This is a genomic window from Cellvibrio sp. GW822-FHT04B05 (genome assembly GCF_058800985.1).
In genome coordinates this window covers 18,910-32,574 of record NZ_JBXAMU010000007.1, presented here as the reverse complement: position 1 = coordinate 32,574, position 13,665 = coordinate 18,910, and the positions used below count along the sequence as shown (strand labels likewise).

The 13,665-nt window shown below is 43.7% G+C and carries 3 protein-coding genes; 1 reads left to right on the top strand and 2 read right to left on the bottom strand.

Annotated elements, in window-relative coordinates; all coding sequences use genetic code 11:
• The first annotated feature begins 70 nt into the window (after window positions 1–70).
• Window positions 71–1,069, top strand: a complete 999-nt coding sequence (locus AC1RJL_RS19130; RefSeq protein ID WP_492917014.1) for a TIGR03885 family FMN-dependent LLM class oxidoreductase — start codon at window positions 71–73, stop codon at window positions 1,067–1,069.
• On the opposite strand, the gene AC1RJL_RS19125 is transcribed toward AC1RJL_RS19130, so the two are convergent.
• Together AC1RJL_RS19125 and AC1RJL_RS19120 are read right to left on the bottom strand one after the other, a co-directional pair.
• The gene (locus AC1RJL_RS19125) at window positions 1,035–2,588 is read right to left on the bottom strand and encodes a phospholipase D family protein (protein WP_492917012.1); all 1,554 of its coding nucleotides are present in this window, start codon (window positions 2,586–2,588) and stop codon (window positions 1,035–1,037) included. The two genes, AC1RJL_RS19130 and AC1RJL_RS19125, sit on opposite strands and share 35 nt — an antisense overlap.
• A 566-nt stretch (window positions 2,589–3,154) precedes the next feature.
• On the bottom strand, window positions 3,155–13,630 hold the full coding sequence (locus AC1RJL_RS19120; RefSeq protein ID WP_492917248.1) for a flagellinolysin: 10,476 nt from the start codon (window positions 13,628–13,630) through the stop codon (window positions 3,155–3,157).
• Window positions 13,631–13,665: the final 35 nt, after the last annotated feature.

Sequence of the window (13,665 nt, the reverse complement as noted above, 5' to 3'; positions counted from 1 at the left end):
TGTCAATTGATATTACTCATAAGGAGTTTCAAATGCGCACATTGACTTTTCACGGTATTGGAGAGAGGCATTGAGAAAACTTTATTACCATGCTTCGCACGAACAATTTTCACCCAGGGATCTTCTTGCTTATACAAAAATGGCAGAGCAAGCGGGTTTTGACGGTTGCCATTCGTCCGACCACTTTCATCCCTGGAGTAAAAGACAGGGCCACAGTGGCCATCTATATGCATGGATGGGCGCGGCTCTGGAAGCTACACAATTTCCGATGAGTTTTATAACCACACCCGGGCAGCGATACCATCCCGCTGTAGTGGCACAGGCAATTGCCACCCTGGCACTCATGTATCCTGAGCGCCTGATTGTCGAACTCGGTAGTGGTGAAGCATTGAATGAGCACATCACAGGTACAAAATGGCCAACTAAAGATGAACGCAATGAGCGGCTATTGGAATGTGCCAACGTCATAAGAAGGCTCCTGACGGGTGAACAGGTAACGCATTTTGGAAGGATAAATGTTCAGGATGCAAAGCTGTATTCACTCCCTCAAAATTCGCCACCACTTTTTTGCGCTGCCTTATCTCCCACCACTGCGGGTTGGTGCAGTAGTTGGGCCGATGGCTTGGTGACAATTCATAAACCAAAACAGGAATTGGAAAAAACTATAACTGCATTCCGTAACAATGGTGGTGAGGGGAAGCCAGTACATGTAAAGCTAACCTTTTCCTACGCTCGATATTATGAGTATGCATGCACAGAGGCGTTTGATCAGTGGCGCTCAAACTGCATCGACACGGACAAACTGGCGACCCTTAAAAACACCGGGGAATTCGATGCTGCGGCAGAAAATATCACGTTAGAAAAAGTATTAAGCACTATACCTGTCTCAGACAGCACGGCATTTTTTGTCGACTTGATTAATGAAACCTTTGCGCTTGGGGTAGACACCATTATTTTGCACAATGTAAATAGAAACCAGGCGGAGTTTATCAGTGATTTTTCGTCAGCGGTCTTGCCGGAAACTTGTAAAAAAGTTACAGCAACCACTCAATGGGCAACCAGGACATAAATTTCACCATGGCGCGCTGAAACCAGGTAGTACCCGGATCATGGTGATAAATCACCGGCGGATCGCCCTGCTCTACCCAATACAGATTGTCTTTTTCATCCAGCTTAACTTGATAGGCGGTATGCGGAACACGTTCAATAAACATGTCATCCACTGCTTTTGCCATAGCACTGCTATCAATAACAAAACCCGACTCGGTATTAAGTTCGGCGGAACGCGGATCAAAATTGAAAGAGCCGATATATATTTGCCTGCCATTCACCGAAAACGTTTTGGCGTGAAGGCTGGAGCCGGAACTACCAAAACTTCCCATCCCGGAGCCGCTACTCAAATCATCCGACCGTTCACTGCCTGCGGCAGCCCGACTGCGCATTTCGTAGAGTTCAATACCGGATTTTAACAATGCTTTGCGATACTTGGCATAACCGGAATGTGCTGCGGCCACATCGGTAGCTTCCAGCGCATTAGTCAGAATACGTATCTGTACCCCTTGCCCGGCCATCGCACTGAACACGTCGACACCCGCCTGTGTGGGCACAAAATAAGACGAAACCAAATCCAATTTACGAATGGATTGACCAATCATTGATTCAAGGCTGTAAATCATCAAACCACTTTTATCGACCGGCCCCATTCCTTTCGCCGGGTCATCGCTGACAAGACGGGTATTCACCCAGTCCATCGACAGTTCTTTTGCGAGCATGCGCTGGGCAAATGAAGTTTGCCGCAATGCCATCGCATATTGTGCTGACTCGGGACGCGCAAGGATTTTATCTACCTCACCTTGCAAAGATAAAATGCTGCTCTTTTGGCGAAAAAGTTGGTCTACGGGATAAGATGATTGGCTCGCCCAGTAGCCATCAAAATCTTCGCTAACAGCAGCGGCTGCCGGACCAATCACCATAACATCCAAATCAGCAAACAATACCTCATCGGTTGCGGCAAAATATTCATCACCTACATTGCGGCCGCCCGCAATAGTCACAGATTGGTCGACCGTAAAAGATTTGTTATGCATACGCCGATTAACGCGTGAAAAATCGGTGATAAATCCCAGCATGCGCATTTGACGCAAGGGAAAAGGATTGAATAACCGCACGTCGATATTGGGATGACTATTAAGCATCGCGAGCCAATTATCCATATCGACAATGCCAAGATCATCCAACAGCAATCTGACCCTGACACCGCGCTCAGCGGCCTGATAAAGTTCGTGCAATAGCATTGTGCCGGTGAGGTCTTTGCGCCAAATGTAATATTGCACATCCAGGGTTTTCTCAGCAGCACGCGCCAGAAAAATACGCGCAGCAAAAGCGTCCAATGCATTGTCGAGCGGATAAACACCGGAAAAGCCCGGATGTTCCTGACCGTAAGCCTGTGCGACCTGACCAAAACGCGTCTGCAAAATATCCTCAGGCGGCAAGCTCACTTGCACACTCCGCTCTTTCAGCGGCGCAACCGAACATGCGCCCAGCATAAACATTAATGTAAACAGTAGAGCTTTAGTAAAGCACCTCATAAAACAGGCTCCTACAAAGATATATCCATTTACCGAATTGCCGACCACGCCTCATCTGCCGGGTACGTCCCCTTATAACGATGATATCGGCAGCTGTATGTGCGCAATCCGGCGCATACATTAAAGCTGCTGACGTACGGGTATTCCCGACCGTGAGATTGGGGCGGTGGCTTAGCCGCAATACTCAACGACAGGCCTTATAAAGTGAACATTTTATTTACGCGATATCACTGCCAAATGGAATTTTGTGCAAACAGAACCTTTCGAACTTTCTCACACACTTTCGCTTCGGTGGATTTTCAGTAAACGATATCGACAAAAAAGAATTTGCCGAAAACGGTATTAACTACAAATAATGGAAGATCGCGACATCGCCCTGGCTGACGGCGCGGCAATAAAATTGTGATAACGATTAACTGTATTTACCAAAGCTTGGCCCTCTTTCGGCTAAAAACTTTCAAAACCAAGCTTCTTGTTTGCTCTTATTAAATAACAAAAATATTCCAACAAAATCCAGCTACTCATAGTTATAAACGGTATGGATAGCTGGATATCGCTAGCAATATTTAACTTCCAACTGCAATCGTAAATGGATTTTGATCAGGGAGCATTGAACGATATCGATTATCCACCCCTGATTCAGGAGCAAATGTCGCCATGGCCTGAATCAATGCATCATTTCGATTGAAATAATGCACACTTGCATAGACAGGATCCCTCATAAGCTGGTTAGTTGAGGCTATTGCGACTGCTGATGACGGAACAGGCTGGAATAAAATGCTCTCGTTTATATAAGCATAATTTCCTGTTGCCGTATTAGCCAATTCCACATTCAAGAAGGCACCACCCCCTGCATCCCAATACACAATTTCAATATCCTGCAAACCGGATTGCATAATGGTAAATGCAGAATGCGTTCGCGTAGTCGCCGCTTGGTTAGCATTGTATTCGGCAACAACAGCACCATTAACACGAATGCTGTAACCATCATCAGCGCGAACCCGGAAGTTATAGCTGCCTGCATCCAGTTTAATTTTTCCATCAAATTTCAAAATGGCATCACTGGTATTGGCAGGGTCAACGTTAAGGGACGCAGCATCTGACTTTAGGAAGGTTTGTAGTGTTGTTCCCATACCTAACTCATTAGCACCCAACACTCCGTACTGAAAATCCTTAGCTACAAACGTTGCATTGGGAGTTTTATTGGCAATAAAACCCAATACTTGTGCAACATTCGAGAGATCTACATTTCCATTAGCAGGTTGGTGATAACCATAATAACTACCGCTCAAACCATTTCCCGTGGGTAACGGATCAGCATTGATGACAATTGGAGTTGCAGTTGTCGCTGAAATATTTCCTGCATCGTCAGTAGCAGTGGTGAAAATGGATTGACCATGAATAAGTGTTTGGGTAAACGAAACTGAATAAGCACCCGTCGTTGCATTCGCCTGCACAACACCGAGTGTTTGTCCTGAGGAATTTTTTATCGTTACATTACTACCGGCTTCTGCAACACCGCTAACTATTTTTGCAGTGGTGTCCAAATTAACGGTAGGTGCAGCAGGTGGAGTTTTATCGGGCGCAATAATCGCATTGATTGCAGAAATATTACCTGCCGTATCTGTGGCTGTAACATTAATGGTTTCTTTATTAATTAAAGCCGTCGCCAAGGTTATTGAATAAGCGCCGGTTGTTGCATTAGCCGTAACAGAACCCAGTGTGCTGGTGTTGTTAGCGTTTTTAATTACAACAATACTACCGGCCTCTGCAATACCTGTAATCACCTTGCCTGCAGAGTCAAAAATGGCAGTGGGTTGAATGGGTGGCGTTGTATCGGGTGTTATAGGGCCAGTCGCTGCCAATGCTTCCAACTTAAACCAGTTAATATTAAAACCGCCACTTTCCACAGAGAGCTTAAAGTTATGTATGCCACTGCTTAAAGTGATCTCCTGGGTTACATCCACCCAACTTTGCCACGTCCCGGTTTTAGGAATATCAACCGAGCCCAGCGCATTGTCATTACTCAACTCTCTTAACGTTAAACGTCCGCCACCATTAAGACTTGCAACACGATAGGTAACCTTATAGCGGCCTTCAGTTGGCACATTGAAAGCAACATTGTTGTAGGCCATCCAGTCACCCGTATCAATGTAGCCTGCATTCTGACCGCCGCCGACATCAGTAGTGCTTTCCTTCTGGACACCGCTCATGGATGTATAGTTTTCCGCCTGAATAGTGATTGACTCCTGATTGGGCGTCTCCACACCAGGTGCGACTAATGCAAGCGCAATGGATACATTACCTGCTGAGTCCGTAGCGGTAATATTTACAGTCTCTTGATTAATTAACGCCGTCACCAACGTTATTGAATATGTACCTGTTGTTGCGTTAGCCGTAACAGTACCCAGTGTGCTTGTATTGTTAGCATTTTTAACCACAACAATACTGCCAGCTTCTGCTGTACCAGAAATAATTTTACGAGTCGCATCAATGGTGGCGGTTGGTGCTATTGGTGCAGTCTTATCAGGTGCAATAATGGCTTTAATTGCTGAAACATTTCCTGCCGCATCTGTGGCAGTAATATTAATGGTTTCTTTATTAATTAAAGCCGTCGCCAAGGTTATTGAATAAGCGCCCGTTGTTGCATTGGCCATAACAGTACCCAGTATGCTGATGTTGTTAGCGTTTTTGACTACAACAACACTACCCGGCTCAGCCTCACCTGAAATCACTTTGCCTTCAGGATCAATCGCAGCTGAAGGCAGAGCAGGTGGCGTAGTATCTGGCGTGGCAGAGGCCAACGGCTCGAATCTAAACCAGTTGATATTGAATTTACCACTCTCCACAGCAAGCTTAAAATTATGCACTCCACCGCTTAACGTGATCTCTTGGGTAACATCGATCCAACTACTCCACGCTCCGGTTTTAGGAATGTCAACCGAGCCAAGCACACTATCGTTGCTCAACTCTCTTAATGTTAAACGCGCACCACCATTAAGACTTGAAACACGATAAGTAACTTTATAACGACCTTCTGTGGGTACGTTAAAGGCAACATTGTTGTAAGCCATCCAGTCGCCTGGATCGATGTAACCTACATTCTGGCCGCCACCAACATCAGTGGTGTTTTCCTTCTGGACACCACTCATGGATGTATAGTTTTCTGCCTGAATAACGATTGTCGTCGGATTAGGTACTGCAACATCAGGTGCAACTAATGCAAGCGCACTGGACACATTACCGGCTGCATCTCTCGCTGTAATATTCACAGTCTCTTTATTAATTAAAGCCGCCGCCAAGGTTATTGAATATGCTCCTGTTGTTGCGTTAGCCGTAACAGTTCCTAATGTGCTTGTATTGTTGGCGTTTTTAATTACAACAATACTGCCTGCTTCCGCAATACCCGAAATCACTTTACCTGAGCTATCAAAACTACCTGTAGGAATTACCGGTGGAGTAGTATCGATTGAACCAACCGCTGTCACTGGTTTAACAGGCGAAATGTTTCCAGCCATATCTCTGGCAGTAACATTTACAATCTGGTTAACCGTTAATGCGACTCCCAATGAAATGCTATAAACACCGGTTGTTGCATTTGCGGTGATACTGCCAAGAACCACACCTGAAATATTCTTCACCTCTACTACACTGCCTGCTTCTGCTGTACCAGAAACAACTTTACGAGTCGCATCAATTGCAGCAGTTGGAGCAAGAGGGGCGGTTTTATCAGGAGCATTAATGGTTGTTGCATAAGAAATATTCCCTGCAATATCCTTTAAAAAAACATTAACTACTTCATTGTTTTTTAATGCAGTTACAAGAGAAATATTATATGAGCTGGTATTCTCATCAAGCACCGAGCTACCCAATACCATTGTATTAGTACTGTCCATTACGATTACTTGCGCACGCCCACGCTCACTCCAATCAGCAGAACCCGATATTATCTTACCAGATGCATCAAATTGCGCAGAAGCTGGAAGCGGTCTTGTATAGTCAGGCGAAACGGTAGAACTATACTGTATGTTATTTGAAGCATCGCGTGAAATAATTTGAACCACACTACCGTCGATAATCGCTTCCGGCAATTGGATTGAATAAGATCCATCTAAATTTACAACAGTACTAGCAAGAGCTCGCTCAATTCCGCTAAGAGCAACATAGACTAAAGCGCCAGGTTCGGCAGTTCCGCTGACGATTAACCCCTGCGAATCGAAACTACCCTCCGGTTTTTTTAGGGCCTTTTTGCCAGTCATTTCTATATTCAATGCAGATGAAGTGTTACCTGATGAATCCATCGAGGTTACAAATAAATGACTTCCATTAATCGAAGACGAATCTAATCCAATAAAAAAGGATCCATTGGTAGAACTAGCCACTTTTGTCCCAAGAACATTTCCGTTTTGATCTATAACTTTAACTGTACTAGAAGGCTCTGCAAAACCAGTGATTCCGTAAGGATATGTAGTTTGAATTGTTGCTACCGGAATCAAGGGGGCGATCTTATCTGGAGCCATTACATAACTTGGCGCAGATTCATTACCACTATTATCAAGCAAGGTGACACTGAATATTTCTTGATTTATATAAAACTCATCAAGAGTCACACTGAAACTCAAACCATTTGAGACAGCGGCGCGCCCAATCTCAACATTATCTTTGTTCCGAACTATAACTACGCCCATTTCGCTTGCAATACCGGAAATTATTTTTCCTTGATTATCAATAATTGCTGAGGGTTGTGCAGGACCAGTGATCGCTCCTGCTGTCAACGAAATCACACCAGAGGTATTGTTGTTTAAGTCTGTCAGACGAAGATCCACTATTTGGTTTGCGGACAACGCATTATGCAAGGTAAGCTCAAACGCTCCGTCGATATTTGACGCAGTGGCTGACCCGATCCAAGTCCCCTGTTTGTTACGAACAATGATTGATGCTCCCGGCTCAGTGTAACCCCTTATAATTTTTCCAGTCTTATCAATAGCGGCGTGAATCATCGTAGGAGCGGTTAAATCAGGTGCCTTGAGTAGACTTGAAGCCGTGTTACCCGCATGATCCTGCACCACAATTTTTACTAAATCGCCAGTAACTATTGGTTCGGAAAACAAAACGGTGTAGTTGCCAGTTCCCACATCAACAACTGTTGATCCTAATATGTTATTGGATAAGTCAGTGATTAATATCGTAGCTCCCTTTTCTGCGCTACCTGAAATGCGCCAACCCAAATTATCGAAACTACCAGAGGCCGCTGTGGGATTTATATAATCAGGAGCAATGATTATTGTAGGCGGAGAGTCTAATAAGTAACCAGTATTCGCAATTACGCTAATTGGTTGCCCATCTGCTATCCTCATTGTTGAAACAATAATGTAAGTTCCTGTTAGAACATCTGCGTATGCATGTCCAATATGCCTACCGGGAATAGAAGCGCTAACAGAAGCACCTGGTTCAGCTACACCCGTAATAACGAATCCCGACACATCCAGCTCGGCAGTTGGAGAATCCGGTGCAATAGAGACTTTAGGAGGCGGCATCACCGCCATAGAGAATGAAATATTATTTTCATCACGACCAAGAACACTAATCCGAGAATAATCTTTAATACCAAATCCAAAATTGAACGAGTAATTACCTTCTGAGTCTGCATTTAATTCAGGAAAATAGGTTATTGAATTATCAATGTTCCGATAAGATATCAGTAGTTTTAATCCTGGTTCGGTCTTACCTGTTATAGATTGCCTATCGGTCGACAGCTGTGCTATTGAGCGATTCACATAACTAGTGAGCTCATCACCTTTCAACACATCGCCATTAGAGAATACAATTTCAATGTTCTTGTTATCAACCAAACCAATAATCTGATCTGAAGTTCCCTTTATGTGAATATCGAAACCGTCTTTATTTTGATACGCGTACCCTCCCGTATACACGCCTTGAGATTGCAGCAATATCATATCCCGAGTAATGCCCGCTCCCAATTCAACACGAATATTATTCTTAGGCGGTCCAAAAATATAATCTGTGCCATCACCAAGCGAGTATCGAATAGTAGCTGTACCAAGCCCATGCTCGGCACCTCCTTGATGCAAGAAAATTCGATCAGTCCCTTTTCCACCTTCAAAGATATTATTACCCCAGTAGTCAGTTAGATAATCCTCGCCATCCCCGGCCTGTAGTAAATCATCCCCGGCCTCTCCATAGAGATAATCGTTACCTAACCCACCGATTAGGGTATCGCTACCCCCTCCGGCGTATATGGTATCACTGCCCTCTTTTGCATCTATTCGATCAGCATACTCAAACCCGTAAATTGTGTTGGCGCTACTGGAACCTGTAAGAGAAACCTTTCCAAGCATATCTTCAATAGTCCATCGATCTCCGTTGTGAAAAACGATGTTCTCAATTGCCTGCCAAGAATTTACGCCACGCTCATATTCAGTGCTGAACAGATTAGCAATGGTAATCGGATTGGCATTTTTAATCTTCAAAATTAAATCAGTTTCCGTCCTTTGAACAGTGACATCTGCCGGAAGAATACCGGCGCCAAATTGAATGGAATCATGACCACCATGGTCATAGATAACATCAGTGCCATCAGCAATATCAAAATAATAAACATCATCACCAAGGCTGCCATACAAAGAATCATTGCCTTTACCGCCGATAAGAGTGTCATTGCCAGCACCGGCTTCAATTACATCATTACCTTCACCACCATTTATTACCTCACTATCAACTGTGCCATATAAAGTGTCAGCGCCAGAGGTGTACATCAGGGATTTAGCCGTCATCATTGGAAGATCCCAAATATCTCCGTTAGAAAATTCCAACAACTCCACTAGTGATCCAGGCTCAACTTCCAAGGTATTTTCAGACGTCCATGGCCCCCAGCCAAATGCAATTGCCTTTTCGCCATTTACATAAATTTGAAATTCATAATGACTCTTTTTAATCTGAACCATATCGGGGGTAATTGAAGGACCAAATACGATTTTATCGTTCCCATCACTCTCACGGATCCAATCAAACCCATCTCCAAGATTATATCGATACTCGTCATCTCCCGAATCGCCACTTAACTGATCATAACCTTCATGCCCGACAAGCGTATCATTGCCTAAACCACCTGATAATATATCGTCATTCGAAGTACCCTCACGAAAGACAGGAACTAATTTAGGATCGAAGTTCCAGATATCACCATTGGCGAACTTAAATATTTCAATTTTACTTCCAATATAAAAATCAACTTCAGGTAATGCGCCATTAATGATAGTGATGCTGTCTGTTGAATTGGTAAATGACACTACAAGATTATTTTCCACTGTACTGAGGATAACATTCTCTTTTTGAATACCCTCACCAAATTCAATAACATCACGTCCGACAAATTCTACGATCGTGTCATTTCCATCACCAATATCAAAACGATAGATATCATCTGAATTATTATAATTATCGCCGGTATTATCACCGTACAATAAATCGTTTCCTTTTCCTCCAATTAATATGTCTGCGTCATATCCACCAATAAGGGTATCATCACCTTCCCCTCCATACATAACATCAAAGCCAGAACCGCCATTTAAATAATCATTTCCTTCACCACCATCAATGGTATCGTTTCCTGCTAACGCGAAAATACTATCATTACCTTGCAACCCTTCTATTAATTCACTATTACCAGAGCCATTGATGTAATCACTGAGTGTATAACCTTTGAGGGCATACCCTAATAAATCATCAATCGTCCAACGTGTGCCGTCAAAAAATTCTACCGTTCCGGATGTCACCGCTGGATTTACTATAGTCGCACCAGTCTGTGCACCACTAGTAAATAGGCTGTCGATATAGATAGTTGTATTTTCTGTTGTTAACTCCAGGTTCCAATCATTACTTTGGGAAAAGGTGTAAACCCACAGAACGCCCTGCTCCAAATATCGCTCCTGACGCCCGGGAACCAATCTCACCTTGACATCTTCTGGCTTAATTCCTTCAGCATAAAGGATACGATCCATATCATCGCGAAAGTTTTCAATAAAATTCATAGAAGGCTGATCCGTAATCAGGTAGGTATCATTCCCCCCTTTACCATCCAGAAAATTCAGGCCACCTCCACAGATAAGCGTATCATTTCCCGCACCGCCATACATTTGATCATCACCACCAAGCCCATTCAGCAAGAAATTGCCATTACCAATAGGCGACAAATAATCCCAACCATCGCGCCCGAAAAGAATATTAGGATTGACCTGCGTTTCGATGATTTTTTGTTGGATAATAGTTTTATCCCAAACAATACCGCCAAAAAATTCTACTCGTTCGATAAACTTGGTCTCATCTGGAATGCCATCAATAAGCATCCCATTCACCTTAATCATTTCACCATTATTAAGAATAAAATAAATATTGCCGCTATTTTGATAAACCAGGACATCATCAGGAACAATCCCCTGGCCAAATACCAAGGTATCGTTCCCAGCCGAATCACTAATTTCATCCACACCATCGCCGCGGTTAAATATATAGCGGTCATCGCCAGCTTTTCCGTCAAGTCGATCATAACCACGACCGCCTGCTATCACATCGTTGGATGCAAAACCTTCAATATAGTCATTGCCCGGAGTGGATGCGCTCTGCACAATTTTATTTTTGATTTGGGATATATCCCAGAAGTCATTATTTGAAAAACGCATACCCTCAATAGGTGTCACGCCAGGCTCACCGGCGGAATTGAACATATTATTGATTAAAATTGTACCGCCATCTTTTAATACAATTTTTAATCCATACCATCCTTGTCGATATAATAAAACCTCTGCAGGCAGAATACTTTCACCGAAAGCAATTTCGTCAATACCCGCCGCATCAGTTATTTGATCATTACCATCACCTAAATTGTAAATATAGCGATCGTTTCCAATGCCACCTTGAAGATCATCATCACCAAGCCCACCAATAAGAACATCATGTGCATTCGTACCAATCAACGTATCATTGGAAACTGTACCGTTAATAACGGATGCATCAACCTTGCTCGCCTCCTCTTTTATTTTTGCACTATCCCATTCAGCACCACTCAAAAACTTAATGGATTCAATAGCACCAGCTGAAAAATTTCCCGCAGCATCAAAGACCGATTTCACGATAATAGTAGAATTATCTTTTAAGGTAATGACTAAATTATTTTCAAGATCACGTCTCAATCTAATATCAGCTGCAAGAATATCCGCGCTCAATTCAATCTGGTCGATTCCCCCAGTATCGGTAATGACATCATTTCCATCGCCCGTTGCGTAACGGTAAATGTCATTACCGGCGTAACCAAACAAATGGTCATTGCCTTTAGAGCCTGAAAGTATGTCGTCAGTGTCAAATGCATGAATAGTGTCATCACCCTCCGTTGGTTTAAGCACTTCTTGCATGACGCGGGCAAAATCCCATTCATTACCAGAGTTGAAAATGATAGATTCCACTACACTATTCATTTCAGGTGTGGGAACATATTCTTTGGGAATAACAAGATTGAAATGTTGTGAAGGGCCGCTAAGGATTTCCGGGATAACCGCGCTTGCATTGAGTGATGCATGGCCATAATCAGAACCCGCAATCGATCCCGTATCAATATTATCCAGCGTCAATAATTGCGTATATTGAGCAAAGCCCACTGCTTTGAAATGCGTTTCGAAACTGGAAAGGTTATTCCACACTGCTGCTAAACCGGAATGTGCAGCACTAACTGCCACAAGGGATTGATCCAGCGTTTTGCCGGTTTTTAAGTGGTCGAATACTTCCTTAATACCCAAGCCGCCTTTAGCGCGGATTTCTTTATCAAGCAATTTAACCGCGATGTAACTGACAGAATACCCAGCCGATGTAGAGGGTGAGCCTGCTGTTGTTTTAAACAATAAATTAAAATTGCTCTCCAAGCTGATGATGTTGGTATCGCCCTTGACTCGGTCATCTGCCCCATGAATAAATTCTGCGGTACCTTCAGTAAACCAGCCGGGCAATTGGGAGTTATTCATATTGCGCGCCATGATGGCATGTACCATTTCATGGGCAATGATCCGGTCGTAATATAGAGGACTATTACCATTGGGAATATTGCTGAAATCAATCAGATCAAGAATTAGCTTCAAATTGGTTCCGGTATTGTTTGGACCTGAATAAGTTGCCTCTACGTGAGCGGCTTCTGCACCTTCCACACCATTTTCAAAGCCAAGGGTGATATCGCCGCTACCGGTCAAGCCGTAGTGCTGTTCAATCAGTTTTTCTGCTTGTGACATCCAGCGGCTTTGTAATTGCTCGATCAGTGTCGTAATAACAGGATCAACCACATTCGCGGCTTTTACGCCAAAGGTATTCTGTATAGTGATGGAGCCACCGTCTTTCAGGGTAAGGACTAAATCGTCACCGTTGCGACGCGCAACTATTTCGTTTTCATTTATTCCTGCAAGCAACTCTAACCGATCATTACCATTGATATCCTGAATAACATCTTTCCCGTCACCTAACGCATATTGATAAACATCGTTCGCATTACCACCATTCAGTTGATCATCGCCCTGATTGCCATTAAATATCTGGTTCGCATTGTCACCATGCAACACATCATTATTTTCAGATCCAATAAAAACGTGCGCCTGGTTTTTTGCCAATTCGATTTGGATTCGCGCAAGATCCCATACGGCAGTATTGTTGAAATGAATGTGCTCAATCGACTGTGCGGTTAATTCACCGGCAGCGTTAAAGGCATTAAGCACGGTGATGCTGTCGCTGTTGTTAATGCGGATGATGAGATTGTTGCTGGTGTCTTTACGCAGGCTCACTTGCGCTTCGCTAATACCTTCTGCGAAATGGATATGGTCGCTGCCATTACTATCCTCAATCCGGTCAGCGCCATCACCGATCGCAAAGTGATAGTGATCATCGCCTTTATCACCGCGCAAGGTATCATTGCCTTTGCCGCCGATTAACGTATCGCTACTTTCATAACCGATCAGCAAGTCGTTGTGATTACCACCCGTCAGTGTCATGCCTTGGGCGGATTCTTGTAGCACGCGCGTTAAAT